This is a genomic window from Allobranchiibius huperziae (assembly GCF_013410455.1).
Lineage (GTDB): Bacteria > Actinomycetota > Actinomycetes > Actinomycetales > Dermatophilaceae > Allobranchiibius > Allobranchiibius huperziae.
This window is the reverse complement of sequence record NZ_JACCFW010000001.1, coordinates 3,575,931-3,589,387: the sequence shown is the minus strand read 5'-3', so window position 1 is coordinate 3,589,387 and position 13,457 is coordinate 3,575,931. Positions and strand designations below refer to the sequence as shown.

Sequence of the window (13,457 nt, the reverse complement as noted above, 5' to 3'; positions counted from 1 at the left end):
ACGTCGAGGCCCGCACCATCCCCGGCGCGGAGATCCGCTGGGCGGTGCTGCTCATCGCCACGCTGATCGGCTTCCTCTTCGTCTCCGGCATCAGCTCGGTCAACGCCAAGTTCGAGACGGTCGATCAGATCCCGGCGTCGATCGCCGCGGCCATCGGGATCGTGATCATCGCCAGCTGCGTCGTGATCGCGCGGCGAGCCCACACCATGCAATGGCGCACCACTTCGCTCGGCATCGCGGTCGGGATCCTCTACGCGATCAACGCCGCTCTGCTGAAGACCTGCACGCAGAAGTTCGAACACGGCATCCCGACGCTGCTCACCAGCTGGACGCCGTACGCCGTCGTCGTCGTCGGCGTCTCGGGGATCCTGCTGTGCCAGCTCGCCTATCAGGCGGGTCCGCTGGTCGCCAGCCAGCCCACGATCGCCGTGGTCGACCCCCTGGCGAGCGTCGTCATCGGGGTCGTCGTCTACAAGGAGGCCTTGCGTCCCGGGTACTGGGTGTTCCCGGCGCTGGTGATCCTGCTGGCGCTCATGTCGGTGGCCATCGCCCGCCTGGCGGCCGTGGAGCCCGCGCCCGACACCACACCGGGCGCTCTCGGGCACGACTGAAACGCTCGTCCGCAGTCGTGCTGCGCCGTACCGTGGCGCGATGGCGCACCCGATCAGGTTCGACGACGACGATCCCCTGCTGCGGCGGTTGCGCGGCCTGGCACTGGCGTTCCCGGAGGCGCAGGAGAAGGTGGCGCACGGCCGCCCGACGTTCTTCACGAACAAGGTCTTCGCCTACTACGGCGGGTCAGTGAAGGGCGACCACGGGTCGCCCCTGCTCGCCCACGCGCTCCTCTTCCTGCCGGACGCGGACGAACGGGCCGCGCTGCTGGACGACGACCGCGTGCACGTGCCCGCCTACCTCGGCCCGTCCGGTTGGTTGGCCCTCGACCTCGCCGGCGCGGAGCCGGACTGGGACGAGGTGCGCGAGCTGCTCGACGCGTCGTACCGACGGACCGCGCCGCGCACCCTGGTCGCCCGCCTGGACGCGTGATCGTGCGGACCGGCGCCGTCGCGACGTCCGGATTACGGTGGGGCACGTGACGACAGCGGATGACATCAGGGATCTGCGTGCCAGGCTCGGCCCGGTCGGCGCATGCATCGGGGTGAGCGCGTCGGCGCCCGCGATCGCCGAGCAGGTCGCCGGCGTGCGGCGGCTCGAAGCATCCGGGTACCGCGCGATCTGGACGAACGAGATCGTCGGCGCTGACGCGCTGGTGCGGTCGGCGCTGTGGTTGGCCGCCACCGCGGACGCCGTCGTCGGCACCTGCATCGCCAACGCCTGGGTGCGGCCCGCCCCGACCGCTCATGCTGCCGCCACCCAGCTCGCCCAGGCGTTTCCGGGTCGGTTCGTGCTCGGAGTGGGCGTCGGATGGCCTCAGCAGGCCGCGAGCGTCGGGCGTGAGTACGGCAGTCCGCTGCAGACCGCGCGGCACTACCTGGACCAGCTCACCGACCGCGACTACCCGATGTTGCTGGCTGCTAACGGCCCTCGGATGACCGCAGTGGCCGCCGAACTGGCAGACGGCGCCCTACCCGCCGGCCAGTCGCCGCAGTTCACGGCGCAGGCGCGCGAGCAGATCGGCGCCGACCGCCTGCTGGTCGTGTACGTGCCCGTCGGCGAGTCCGGTCCGGGCGAGCTGAACGACGTGATCTCACAGCACCGCGCCATGGGTGCCGACCACGTCGTGGTCGGGACGCCGTACGACGCCGACTTCGAAGCGGCGGCGCGCCGCCTCGCCGACCTGGCTCCCGCCCTCGGCTGAACCGACGTCGCGGCGGCCGGTCGGGCCGGGGTCAGGCGCGCTGCCTCGCGCGGTGGGCGGCGGCCTTGACGCGGCTCTGACACGCCTCGGAGCAGAAGCGGCGCAACCCGTTGCGTGAGACGTCGACGAACACCCGGTCGCAGGCGGGTGCGGCGCAGACGCCCAGCCGGTCTGCGTACTCGCTGCCGAGGACGGTCGCGAGCCCCATCGCCACCGCCGCACCCCAGCCGGAAGCGTCCGCCCTGCGATCCCCGTGGAAGTGCAGATGCCACGGCTGGCCACCGTGCGACTCGAGCCGTGGACGCGCCGCATAGCGATCGAGCAGCGCGTTCGTCACCTCGGCGGCCTGATCCATCTCTCGGGCCTCGACGAACTCGTAGACCGGGCGCACCCGCCGCGCGAGGTCGAGGAACGCCTCCACCGCGCCGGCATCAGGCACGCGCGCGTCGCGCCCGCTGAGCCGGACCGCGTCGGCGAGCCCGGACAGCAACTGCGCAGGACCGGGCACGTCGTACGACCGGCCCTGCCGTTCACCGGGGGTCGCGACGTTGACGAGTTCGCGCCCCACCGCCACGACACCGTCGACATGACTGCCGAAAGTCACTTGACTAGTCACATCCTTCTCTCTAGCGTGACTGACATGAACGACTTTACCAGTAACCAGATCGGACCGACCCCGGAACGTGCGCGTGAATGGCTGCGGCGGTGGGATGCGCAACAGGAGCGTTACGTCCCGGACCGCGACGAGCGCTTCGCGGTGATCGGCGACGTCGTCGCAGCCGTCGTCGCCGACGCTCCCTCGCCGGTCGTCGTCGATCTCGGCGCGGGCCCCGGATCGCTGTCGGTGCGGCTGCTCGACCGCATCCCGCAGGCCCGGCTGGTCGCCGTCGACGCCGACCCCCTCCTGCTCGGGCTGGCGCGGAGCGCCTACGGCGACCGTGCGGGTCTGCACGTGGTCGAGCATGATCTGCGCGACGAGGGGTGGGCTGCAGCCGCGCATCTGCGGGACGGCAGTGTCGACGCGATCGTGAGCACCACCGCTCTGCACTGGCTCACCGGCCCGCAGCTCGCTGCCGTCTACGCGACCGCCGGCAGGTTGTTGCGGCCCGGTGGTGTCCTGGTGGACGGCGACCATCTCCTCGAGACGGACGGCCGCGCGCAGCTGCAGCACCTCACCCGCGTCGTACGTGACGCACGGGTCAGTCGGGTCGGCACCGGCGAGAACGAGGACTGGGCCGCCTGGTGGGATGCGGTCGGTCGCGCACCCGAGCTCGCCGATCTCGTCGGCGCCCGAGGAGCGCGTCCCATCGAGCACGACGTGCCCGACCTGCCGTCCCTCGACGACCACGTCCGCTACCTGCGCGACGCCGGCTTCACCGAGGTCGGAACGGTCTGGCAGCACGGCGACGACCGCGTGCTCGTGGGAGTCCGTTGAGTCGCACGTCGAACTGCTTGTCGGGCTCCTCGCCCGTCGATAGCCTCGCCGGGTGAGCGAGGCGAAACGGGCCGGCGGTCTGCGCTCGGACCGGCTCGGTTCACGGCGGTCCGTGCTGTCGGGACGTCGGGCATGAGCTTCGAACTGGAGCGCTTCGTGACGGCTCAGGACGGTGGCACGTACGACACCGCCCTGCGCGAGTTGCGCGCGGGCGACAAGCGCAGCCACTGGATGTGGTTCGTCTTCCCCCAGATCGCCGGCCTGGGCATGAGCCCGACGGCGCAGCGGTACGCCGTATCGGGCCTGCCCGAGGCTCGCGCGTACCTGCAGCACCCGGTGCTCGGCCCGCGGTTGCGGGAGTGCTGCGAAGCGCTGCTCGGTGTGCGGGGCCGCTCCGCCGTGCAGATCCTGGGCGGCATCGACGGGGTCAAGCTGCGGTCGTCGATGACGCTCTTCCTGCGGGCCGATCCCGCTGAACGGCTCTTCACCCAGGTGCTGGATCGCTACTACGACGGCTCCCCCGACCCGCGAACGGACGAGTTGCTCGCGGGCTGAGTTTCGGACATGCACACCGGGGCAGATCTGCCCCGGCGTGCATGGTCGAAACGTCGGCGACCGCTAGGAGTCTCACGGTGCCCGCACCGCCACGACGGGCAGCCCTCGCTCCTGCGCCCAGACCTCCCACGCGTCCGCGGGTCGGGTGCGGAAGGTCGCCTCGAGATCACGCCGGCTGCCCTCGACACCGAGTCCTCGCACCAGCTCCTGCCAGAAGTGCGGCTCCAGCGCCGCGACGGCCACGAAACCGGTGGATGCCTCGTAGATGCCGTATCCCGGGAGCCCACCGGTCAGAGGTCCGCCCGGTGCGGTGAGGCCGTGGTGGGTCGCCTGCGCCATGTCGTAGGCGACCTCGCTCAGCACCACTTCGCGGTAGCCACCCTCCCCCGTGCGCGCCGCGTGCAGCAGCACCGCACAGGACTCGGCCGTCGCGCGTTCGGCACCGGCCAGGTCGGCCACGAGGACCGTCGGCATCTGCGGGGGACGCAGCGTGCCCGCGCTCGCCTGGTAGGTGAGGTCGTGACCGGGAAGGTCACCGGAGGCGCCAGGGTCACCGACGATCGCGACGTACGACAGCCGGGGCTTGCGCGACCGCACCGACTGCCGGTCGAGGCCGAGCCGCTCGAGGGCCCGAGGACGAGAGGAGGTGAGCAGGAGATCGGCGTCGTCGAGCAACTGCCACAGCGACGCCCGTCCGGCCTCGCTCTTGAGATCGAGCTGCACGAGCTCCTGGCCGGCCACCAGCTCGTCGTAGTAGGAGCGGCACGCCGCGGCCAGCGGATCGCCGGTCGGCGGTTCGACCTTGGCGACCCGCGCACCCAGTGCGTGCAAGCGTGCGGCCGCGACCGGGCCGGGCAGGTTGACCGCGAGCGTGACGACACGCACCCCGTCGAGGGGCAGGTCCGTGACGTCGCCACTGGTCTGCGGCATCCGGCAACTCCTCGGCTTGCGTGGCGCGTGGGCGAGCGGTCGTCCGGCGTACCCCGCCGACGACACGACCATCATGTCGACCCTGCCGGTGCTGATGCTGCCGGACCCCGGGGTGTCGCTGGGCGCGAGTAGCTTCCGGATCATGGAACAGCATCTGTCGTTCATCACCCTGGCCGTCGCCAGCACGGCCGCCTCGCGCCGGTTCTACGTCGACGGACTGGGATGGCAGCCGGCGTTCGAGGCCCCCGGCGAGGTGATCTTCATACCCGTCGGGCCGACGGTGATGTTGTCGCTCTGGTCGCGCGAGGGCTTCGTCGCGGAGGTCGGCGAGCCGATGAGCGGACTGGCACCGGTGACGCTCTCGCACAACGTGGGGTCCCCGGCCGAGGTCGACTCCGTCCTGCAGGTCGCGCGGGCGGCAGGCGGCGATGCGTCGCCGGGCGAGCACCGCGACTGGGGCGGCTACTCCGGCTATTTCGCCGATCCGGACGGTTTCCGGTGGGAGGTCGCGCACAATCCGCAGCCCCTCGCAGAGGACCTGCTGCACGCCGTACGCCGTTGGCACGCCTCGAAATCCGGCGCGAGCGAGCACACATGACGAAGCCGGGCGGGTCCACGAGGACCCGCCCGGCTCAGTCAGCTCGGCGTCAGGCGGAGCGACGCTCGGCCGACTCCTGCAGCGTCGGGTAGTCGGTGTACCCCTCGGCGCCGCCGCCGTAGAACGTGTCCGAATTCGGCTCGTTCAGCTCGGCACCGGCGCGCCAGCGCTCGGCGAGGTCGGGGTTCGCCAGGAACTCACGGCCCACGGCGACCGCGTCGGCGTGCCCCTTCTCCAGCACCTCGTTGACGTCGTCCAGGGTGGTGACGCTGGAGAAGCCGGAGTTGACGATGACCGGTCCGCCGAAGCGGGTGCGCAGATCGGACACCAGCGTCGACGCGGGGTCGGCGAGGATGCTCAGGTAGGCCATCCCGAGCGGCGCGATGCCGTCGACCAGCGACTCGTAGGTCGCACGGGTCTGCACCTCGTCCTCTTCCAGGACGCCCTGAATGTTGTGCGCGGGCGAGATCCGGATGCCGACGCGGTCGGCGCCGATGGCCTCGCTGACGGCCTGGGCGACCTCGACGACGAGGCGGGCCCGCGCCGTCGGGGAGCCGCCGTACGCGTCGCTGCGCTGGTTGCTCGACGGTGCGAGGAACTGGTGCAGGATGTAGCCGTTCGCGGCGTGGATCTCGACCCCGTCGAGGCCGGCGCGGATGGCGTTGCGGGAGGCCGAGACAAAGTCCTCGATGAGCGCGGGGATCTCAGAGGTCTCCAGCGCGCGCGGCGTGGGGTAACTCTGCTGACCGGTCGGCGTCACGATCTTGCCCGGGGCCGCAATGGCACTGGGCGCGATGGTCTCGATGCCGTTCTTGTTGTCCGGGTGCGCGATCCGGCCCGCGTGCATGAGCTGGACGACGATCTTGCCGCCACGTGCGTGCACGGCGTCGGCGACCTGGCGCCACCCCTCGACCTGGGCGTCGCTGTGCATGCCCGGCGTGGCCATGTAGCCCTGGCCGACGGCGCTGGGCTGGGTGCCCTCGGTGATGATCAGACCGGCGGTCGCACGCTGGGCGTAGTACTCGGCGTTCAGCTGGGCGGGGGCCTCGCCCTCGCTCGCGCGGTTGCGGGTCAGCGGGGCCATCACGAAGCGCTGCGGCAGATCCCAGCGGCCGATGCGGATCGGGTCGAAAGCAGTGGGCACAGCAATTCCTCCAGCAGAGAGACGGTTGAACTTTCTACTTCGGTCCAACCAGCCGGACGCTGGAGCCATTCCACGGGTCGAGGAGACACCCGTCACGCCGAACGCCGGCGCCCGCACTCCCGAATGGTCGGACACCGGCGTTCGGCGCGAAAAACGCAGTTATTTGGCGGAGCCGCGCACCAGCTTCTTGTTCACGAACTCGTCCATGCCGTACGCCGCCAGCTCCCGGCCGTAACCGGACCGCTTGACGCCGCCGAAGGGCAGGTCCGGCGCGGTGGTGCCGTGCTCGTTGACGAACGCCATGCCGACGTCGAGCCGCTCGGCGACCGCGCGTCCCTTGTCCGCGTCAGTGGTCCACACCGATCCGCTCAGCCCGAACTCCGATGCGTTGGCCGCCTCGACGGCCTCGTCGGCGGACGCCACCTTGTAGACGACGGCGACCGGACCGAAGAGCTCCTCGGTGTAGGCGCGCATGTCCTTGGTGACGTCGGTCAGCACGGTGGGTGCCATGAACGACCCGTCGCGGTCGAGGCGCTTGCCACCCGTGCGGACCGTCGCGCCCTTGTCGATCGCGTCCTGGACCTGCTCCTCGAGCAGGTCCAGAGCGGAGGCGGAGGACATCGGACCGACCTGGGTGTCGTCCTCGAACGGGTCCCCGACCTTCGACCCCTCGAACTGGGCGGTCAGGCCGTCGACGAAGTCGTCGTACAGGTCGGCCATCACGTACATCCGCTTCGGGGAGTTGCAGGCCTGCCCGCAGTTGGACAGTCGCGCGCGGGCCGCGATCTTCGACGTCTTCGCCACGTCGGCGGAGTCGAGCACGATCATCGGGTCGGATCCGCCCAGCTCGAGGACGGCCTTCTTCAGGTTGCGGCCCGCCGCCTCGGCGACCGCCGCACCGGCGCGCTCGCTCCCGGTGAGCGAGACTCCCTGCACCCGCGGGTCGGCCAGCATGTCGGCGACCTGGTCGTTGCTCGCGAAGATGTTCTGGTAGGCACCCTTGTCGACCCCCGCCTCGTGCAGGATCTCCTCCATGAGCAGCGCGGAGGCCGCGCAGATCGGGGCGTGCTTGAGCAGGACGGCGTTGCCCAGCAACAGGTTCGGGGCGACGAAGCGGGCAACCTGGTAGTAGGGGAAGTTCCACGGCATGATCCCCAGCAGGACGCCGACCGGCTCCTTGCGCACCACCGAACGCTCGTCGAGGGTGTCCTCGACGAGACCCTTGGGACCCTGCTCGGCGTAGTAGCGGTAGATCGCGGCGGCCAGGGCCACTTCGCCGGCGGCCTGCTTGAGCGGCTTGCCCATCTCGCGGGCGATCGTCTGGGCCAGCTCGTCCGACCGCTGCTCATAGAGGTCGGCGGTCCGGCCGAGGGCAGCCGCGCGCTCCTTCGCGTCGGTGTCGCGCCAGTGGGTGTAGCCGGTCTCGGCAGCGTCCAGCGCGGTCTTCACGCCCTGCTCGTCGAGCTCGGGGAAGGTCTTCAGCACCTCACCGGTCGCGGGGTTCTCCGTGCGGTATTCGCTCGTCATGCGTGATCACCTTTCGTCACCGACGGCGTCGTTGCCGTGGGCTGGCCAGATCGTGGCCTCTTGCTCCTTTGTACTCCGCATGACGCCGCGACCTCGCGTCGCGTCGGACCGCGACGAGTGATGGACGGGTAGGCGAACGCGACCACGTGGCGCCGCCGCGAGCGGGCTGCGCCACGTGGCGGGTGCGGGAACTCAGTCGACGCGCGGGCTCTTGCCCTGCAACCGGTCGATGTGTTCGGAGGCCTGCGCCTTGGTCAGGTCGGCCGGCAACTGCTCACCCGACTCCTTGGCCAGGGTGTCGAGGTAGCTGCGCTGCGCCGCGGTCATCGGCTCGTCGCCGGTCACCCAGTCGCTGGGGTCCTTCTCCAGACCCTCCTGATGCTGCGGCGTGCTGGCGCCGATCGTCTCGCCGCCCGCGGCCGCGTCGGTCGGACCGGCCTGGGAGGTGTCGGCGGGCCGGCCGTCGGCAGCCTGGTCGGGAATGGTCTCGGAGCCGGCGGGGACGGGGGTCTCTTCGGGCGTAACGCCCGGCTGATCAGTCATACCCCGACCGTAACCACGACCACCGACAGCCCCGCAGGCGCGCCTCTCGTGGAGGCGTCGCGTCGTGAGGGCGTACGACGCCGCGCCGGGTGGGAGCCGCCTGCCCACCGCTGCGCAGAGGCCAGGGTGCAGAGTAAGAGTGCTAGCGGTGATCGCCCGGACGACGGGTGGCGTCGCTGCAGGCGTGACCCTCGCCACGACGATCGGAGAAGCCGATGACCTCCCTACCCCAGAATCCCGACATCTCCCCCGCGCAGATCACCATCAGCACCGCCTTCGCCGAACGCGTCGGACCCGACAGCGTGCAGCTCTGGGCCCGCCTGGTCCAGGAGGTGGCCGACGAGTCGCGCGGTCTCACCGCCGCCGAGATCGGTGTCCTGCTGGGGCAACGCCTCGGCGCCGAAGGACTGGCCGGCCATCCGGTGGAGATGGAGCGGTTCGGCGAGATGATCGCGGACCACCCGGGCGGGGCTCTGGCGTTCGTGGACGACCGTGGCCGCCCCGTCGCCGGTGCCATGCCGCGCCCGACGGGCTCCGCGCACGAGGAGACCGAGTCCGACGACCGGCCCTTCTACTCCTGAACCAGCCGACCCCACCGATCCGCTCGAGGAAGGGAACCGCGCCGAGATGGCACACCATCCGCTCGTGGTCGTCGGCAGCGGGCCGGCCGGTATCGCCGCGGCCCGGGCCTATCTGGATGCCGGCGGCGATGGCCCGGCCACCCTCTTCACCGCCGATGTCGACCTGCCGTACCAGCGGCCCCCGCTGTCCAAGGAGATGCTGCGCGACACGACGAGCGCTCCCCATGTCGTGCCGATCCTGGACGACGAGCAGGGGCTGAGCGGCGTGGACGTGCTCCTCGGCCGGCCCGTCGCGCACGTGGACCCGCTGCACCACACGGTGACGGTGGGCGACGACGAGCACACCTACGACCGGCTGGTCCTGGCTCCCGGTGCGCATCCGACACCACTGCCCGTAGCCGACGACGACGCGCAGGTGCTCTATCTGCGGAGCCTGCGTGATGCCCGGGCCCTCAGCACGGCCGCCGCGCACGCCCGGACGGCCGTGGTGATCGGTTCGGGCTTCATCGGCTGCGAAGCCGCGGCGTCTCTCGCGATGCGGGGCATCGAGACCACGCTGGTCACATCGGAGCACGGCCCACAGGCCGCCCGACTCGGCGCGCACGCGTCCGAGGTGATCACTGGGTGGCTGACCGAGCTCGGCGTGCGACTGGTGACCGATGCGACCGTCACCGGCGTGCACGCACCGCGCACCGTGCACACCGACGACGGCCGCACCCACGCGGCAGACCTCGTGCTGGCCGCGATCGGCGTCACGCCCAGCACCGATTTCCTGCAGGACAGCGGGTTCGCGATGTACGACGGGCGCATTGTCGTGGACGAGCGGCTGCGAACCACCATGCGCGACGTCTGGGCCGCGGGCGATGCGGTGCACGCCCACCATGCCCGTGCCGGACGGACGCTGTCGGTGGAGCACTGGGGCGATGCGTCGACGATGGGTGAGATCGCCGGCGGGGGCGCCGCCGGGCACGACGCCGAATGGAGCGATCCCCCCGGATTCTGGAGCGAGATCGGCGCGCACCAGTTGAAGTACTCGGCCTGGGGCGACGGCTGGGACGACGTGTCGGTCACCGAGCGCACGGGAGGATTCACGATGCGCTACGGCCGGGACGGCCAGCTCGCCGGCGTGCTCACCTACGGCGCCGACGACGACTACGAGGCCGCTGCGGATCAACTGGGCCGGGCGCGGTTCTCCTCCGCCGGGTCCGGCGACGACCAGTGACCGGCGCGCCCACCGGGCGTGAGCCGTGGGCGGATCAGGCGCCGCGCACCGGGCGGCCGTCGAGGTCGTCGCGCAGGTAGCCGGCGAAACCGTCCGGCGTACGCCCGATCGTGCGTGCGGAGGTCAGCACCGGCAGCGCCGCGGAGGCTGCCCATCGCAACCCGACGGCCTTGACCCGTTCGGCGAAGTCGACGTCCTCGTGCGCCGGGAGCGGACGGAAGCCGCCGGTCGCATCCAGTGCCCTCCGGCTGAAACCGAGGTTGGCGCCGTAGACGTAGCCGTGTCCGTCCCCGTCGCTGTGCCGCGCCTGCCAGCGCGCGAACTGCGGCGCGGTGATCTCCGTGTCGTCGGGCACGACCGTCCCGAGCAGCAGGTGCAGGCCCGATGCCGCGGCGTCGACCTGGTGCACCAGCCAGTCGACCGGGACCGCCGAGTCCGCGTCCGTGGTGGCGAACCAGTCGGGCGCCGCCGCGACGACGAGCCGGCGCACTCCGGTCTGACGCGCCGCTCCGACGTTGCCGGCCGACGTGGGGGCGATCAGGACATCCGGGTGCCTGCCGACCGCGACGGCACTGGCGTCGACGCAGGAGTCGAGCACGACCATGACGCTGACTCGGACGTGTGGGCGCTTCACCCGCAGCCATTCCGTCGCCGCGTCCAGGGCGCCCAGGCAGCGGGGCAGCAACGCCGCCTCGTCGCGTGCAGGCACCACCACCCCGACCCGTTCGATCACGGACACGGCCCGAACACCTCCAGCAGTACGTCGTCGTCGACCTGCCGGGCGTGCACCGGCAGGCCGAGCAGTTGCCCGGCACGAGCGTGTACGTCGCGGCCGTCCAACTCCCAGCCCTCGATCGGGTGCGCCCAATGGCACAGGAGGACATACCCACCAGAGCGCAGCGTCATGCGCGCCCGACGCAACACGGCGTCCAGGTCCACCGGGCTGAGGAAGTAGCCGATTTCCGACAACACGATCAGATCGAAATCGCCCTCGGGCCAGTCGTGCGGCACGCTGCCCTGGCGCACCTGCACCTGCGGGTACGCCGCGAGCCGGTCAGTCGCCTCCTGTACCGCCGTCGCGCTCAGGTCCTGGCAGATCAGGCTGTCGCAGTGCGGAGCGAGGGCGGCGCTGAGCTCGCCGACCGAGCACCCCGGTTCGTAGGCGCGCGCGAAGCGTCGCGCCGGGAGCATCGAGACGGTCAGATCGCGTTTGCGGCTCTCGTAGTCGCTGCTGCGCACCTGCCACGGGTCGCCGCGCGTCGCGTGCAGTCGTTCGAAGAGCTCCACCTCGGCGAGCCCCGAGGAGTCGACGAACGCCTCGAAGGGCCGATCGAAGTGCGCCAGCATCCCCGCTCCGAGCAGCACTTCGTCGCCGAGCGCGTCCGACAGCGGCTCGATCTGGGACACATGGGTCGCGAGCGCGCGCCGCTTGGCCGCGCGCTGCTCGTCCTGCAATGGCAGCACCCGCAGCCGCGCCCACGGGACGTCGTCGCCGGAGCCCCAGTGCCACAGCCAGATCGGGTACTCCAGCAGCAGGGCACCGGTCTGCTCGGCGACTTGCGCGGCCACCGCGCCGAGCGCGTCGTGATCGGTGTGCCCGTCGTGCCGCCACGGCGCGGCGATCACCGCCCCGACCCCGAGGTCGGCGACCGATTCGCGCAGCGCTGCCGCCACCGACGCGGCGTGCGCGGCGAGGTCGCCGTCGGGCAGGCCCAGGTGCCGCACGCGCGCGTCGGGCGCCAGGATCGCGACGGCGTCCATCACCTCGATCCGTCGTACCAGTGCCAGCTGCGCCCGGTCGTACGTCGGGGAGTCCGGGTGCGATCCCTCGCCGTCCGAGGCGACGATCACGTCGACAGGCACACCGGCCTGCGCGACCAGGTGCAGCAGGCCGCCGGCGCCGAGCGTCTCGTCGTCGGGATGGGCCGCGATCACCACGAGCCGCCGCAGGCCGCGGCCTGGCCGGATCGTCAACGTCGGCAGACTCCCCCACCGCTCGTCGGCGAGCCACTCCTGCTCCGGGCGACCGCTGTCGAGATGGTCGAACGCCGGCGTCATCCCTCGGTCCGGTCGATGGCGAGCCGCGCGCCCAGCGCGGCCAGGTCGCGCTCGCCGTGATCCTGACGGACGTAGACCGACAGGTCGGCGACCCGGCGGGCGTGCTCCTCGTCGAAGGTGAGGGGCGCGGGTCCGGTGGCCCGGGCGGTGACGCCGAGGACGTCGTCGACGACCGAGCGGACCAGACCTCGCACGCGCCGCGCGAGCACTTCGTCGTCGGCCCGTGCCGCGGGATCGTCGACTTGAGCGGCCGCATGCGCCAGAGCGGCCCGCGCCGCGAAGAGCAGGGTGTCCGCCTCCCCGAGATGCAGCTGCGCGATCTGGTCGGGTGCACGTCCCGTGCCCGCGGGGCGCGGAGCGAGCCGGCGCGCCACGCCCGCAGCACCGCCGTACCAGCACGCGGCGACCCCGATCCCACCCCACCAGAACCCCGGTCGTAGGAGGTACCACCCCTGCTCGCCGACCGGCACCGCTGCGACATCGGCGAATTCGGCCGGCGCAGAGGGGATGTCGACCAGGCCTCGGCTGGACCACTGCCCGGTGCGGGGGCGCACATCGTGGCCGAGGGAGACGGCGAAGAGTCGCCGGTCGGTGTCCGAGGTCCACGCGGTCACGAGGGCGTGGGACAGCTGGCCGGCGAGGGAGCACCACGGTTTGACCCCGTCGACGACCCATCCGGTCGAGGTCTCCCGGGCTGCGAGACGCCCGTCGGGGCCCTCCGCCGCGAAGACGCCCCAGGTCGAGCGCTCGTCCGCGCCGACGTCGCTCGGGGACAGGTCGGCCTGGTGCAGGATCGAGAGAGCGTCGATGTGCGGCTCGAGCGCGCGGGCGATGGTCAGGTCGTACGCCGCGATGCGCGACATCGCGTCCCACAGCTGCATCGTCGACCCGCCCCCGGGCGTCGGAAGCGAGTGCGCCAACTCGCCGGCCAGGTGTAGCGCGAACGGGACCCGTTGCGCCGGGACGGCATCGGGCAGGTCGAGCGCGACCTGCGCATCCGGCGCGCACAACGTCCCGGAGGACACCTCATCGGTCCACGACATGACGC

The 13,457-nt window shown here is 71.6% G+C and carries 16 protein-coding genes; 8 read left to right on the top strand and 8 right to left on the bottom strand.

Going from position 1 to position 13,457, the window contains the following annotated elements; all coding sequences use genetic code 11:
• The 3 genes from HNR15_RS17165 to HNR15_RS17155 form a co-directional block, all read left to right on the top strand.
• A partial coding sequence (locus tag HNR15_RS17165) for a DMT family transporter (RefSeq protein ID WP_179483504.1) occupies positions 1-611 on the top strand: 611 nt, incomplete at its 5' end.
• A 40-nt stretch (positions 612-651) separates the two neighbouring features.
• Positions 652-1,044 (top strand): MmcQ/YjbR family DNA-binding protein, encoded by a 393-nt coding sequence (locus HNR15_RS17160; protein WP_179483503.1) that lies wholly within the window; start codon positions 652-654, stop codon positions 1,042-1,044.
• A gap of 46 nt (positions 1,045-1,090) precedes the next feature.
• Positions 1,091-1,816, top strand: coding sequence for an LLM class flavin-dependent oxidoreductase (locus tag HNR15_RS17155; protein ID WP_218883800.1), 726 nt, complete (start codon positions 1,091-1,093; stop codon positions 1,814-1,816).
• Between the two features lie 31 nt (positions 1,817-1,847).
• Here HNR15_RS17155 and HNR15_RS18950 read toward each other — a convergent pair whose 3' ends face one another.
• On the bottom strand, positions 1,848-2,420 hold the full coding sequence (locus HNR15_RS18950; protein WP_179483502.1) for a CGNR zinc finger domain-containing protein: 573 nt from the start codon (positions 2,418-2,420) through the stop codon (positions 1,848-1,850).
• Positions 2,421-2,456: 36 nt separating this feature from the next.
• Between HNR15_RS18950 and HNR15_RS17145 the strand changes: the two genes are divergently transcribed.
• Positions 2,457-3,251 (top strand): class I SAM-dependent methyltransferase, encoded by a 795-nt coding sequence (locus tag HNR15_RS17145; RefSeq protein ID WP_179483501.1) that lies wholly within the window; start codon positions 2,457-2,459, stop codon positions 3,249-3,251.
• Positions 3,252-3,383: 132 nt separating this feature from the next.
• Positions 3,384-3,806, top strand: coding sequence for a DUF1810 domain-containing protein (locus tag HNR15_RS17140; protein ID WP_179483500.1), 423 nt, complete (start codon positions 3,384-3,386; stop codon positions 3,804-3,806).
• A gap of 72 nt (positions 3,807-3,878) precedes the next feature.
• Here HNR15_RS17140 and HNR15_RS17135 read toward each other — a convergent pair whose 3' ends face one another.
• Positions 3,879-4,736, bottom strand: a complete 858-nt coding sequence (locus tag HNR15_RS17135; protein WP_179483499.1) for a CoA transferase — start codon at positions 4,734-4,736, stop codon at positions 3,879-3,881.
• Between HNR15_RS17135 and HNR15_RS17130 the strand changes: the two genes are divergently transcribed.
• Positions 4,711-5,334, top strand: coding sequence for a VOC family protein (locus HNR15_RS17130; protein WP_343048593.1), 624 nt, complete (start codon positions 4,711-4,713; stop codon positions 5,332-5,334). The genes HNR15_RS17135 and HNR15_RS17130 overlap by 26 nt on opposite strands.
• A gap of 49 nt (positions 5,335-5,383) precedes the next feature.
• On the opposite strand, the gene HNR15_RS17125 is transcribed toward HNR15_RS17130, so the two are convergent.
• From HNR15_RS17125 to HNR15_RS18480, 3 genes are all read right to left on the bottom strand, one after another.
• Positions 5,384-6,478, bottom strand: a complete 1,095-nt coding sequence (locus HNR15_RS17125) for an alkene reductase (protein ID WP_343048592.1) — start codon at positions 6,476-6,478, stop codon at positions 5,384-5,386.
• 159 nt (positions 6,479-6,637) lie between these two features.
• Positions 6,638-8,005 (bottom strand): NAD-dependent succinate-semialdehyde dehydrogenase, encoded by a 1,368-nt coding sequence (locus tag HNR15_RS17120; protein WP_179483498.1) that lies wholly within the window; start codon positions 8,003-8,005, stop codon positions 6,638-6,640.
• Between the two features lie 192 nt (positions 8,006-8,197).
• Positions 8,198-8,407 (bottom strand): DUF3072 domain-containing protein, encoded by a 210-nt coding sequence (locus HNR15_RS18480; protein ID WP_233767628.1) that lies wholly within the window; start codon positions 8,405-8,407, stop codon positions 8,198-8,200.
• A gap of 356 nt (positions 8,408-8,763) precedes the next feature.
• On the opposite strand from HNR15_RS18480, the gene HNR15_RS17110 reads away from it, so the two are divergent.
• A complete protein-coding gene (locus tag HNR15_RS17110; RefSeq protein WP_179483496.1) occupies positions 8,764-9,129 on the top strand; it encodes a hypothetical protein in 366 nt (121 codons plus the stop codon).
• A 46-nt stretch (positions 9,130-9,175) separates the two neighbouring features.
• Entirely contained in the window at positions 9,176-10,351 is a 1,176-nt protein-coding gene (locus tag HNR15_RS17105; protein ID WP_179483495.1) for an NAD(P)/FAD-dependent oxidoreductase, read from the top strand.
• Between the two features lie 34 nt (positions 10,352-10,385).
• Here the strand turns inward: HNR15_RS17105 and HNR15_RS17100 are convergent, their stop codons facing one another.
• The 3 genes from HNR15_RS17100 to HNR15_RS17090 are packed head-to-tail and all read right to left on the bottom strand — an operon-like array spanning position 10,386 to position 13,452.
• The gene (locus tag HNR15_RS17100) at positions 10,386-11,090 is read right to left on the bottom strand and encodes a glycosyltransferase family 2 protein (RefSeq protein WP_179483494.1); all 705 of its coding nucleotides are present in this window, start codon (positions 11,088-11,090) and stop codon (positions 10,386-10,388) included.
• Positions 11,081-12,409 carry a bifunctional PIG-L family deacetylase/class I SAM-dependent methyltransferase gene (locus HNR15_RS17095; RefSeq protein ID WP_179483493.1) on the bottom strand — a complete coding sequence of 443 codons (1,329 nt, stop codon included), beginning with the start codon at positions 12,407-12,409 and terminating at the stop codon, positions 11,081-11,083. Before HNR15_RS17095 ends, HNR15_RS17100 begins: the two co-directional genes overlap by 10 nt.
• Positions 12,406-13,452 (bottom strand): acyl-CoA/acyl-ACP dehydrogenase, encoded by a 1,047-nt coding sequence (locus tag HNR15_RS17090; RefSeq protein ID WP_179483492.1) that lies wholly within the window; start codon positions 13,450-13,452, stop codon positions 12,406-12,408. Before HNR15_RS17090 ends, HNR15_RS17095 begins: the two co-directional genes overlap by 4 nt.
• Positions 13,453-13,457 lie beyond the last annotated feature (5 nt).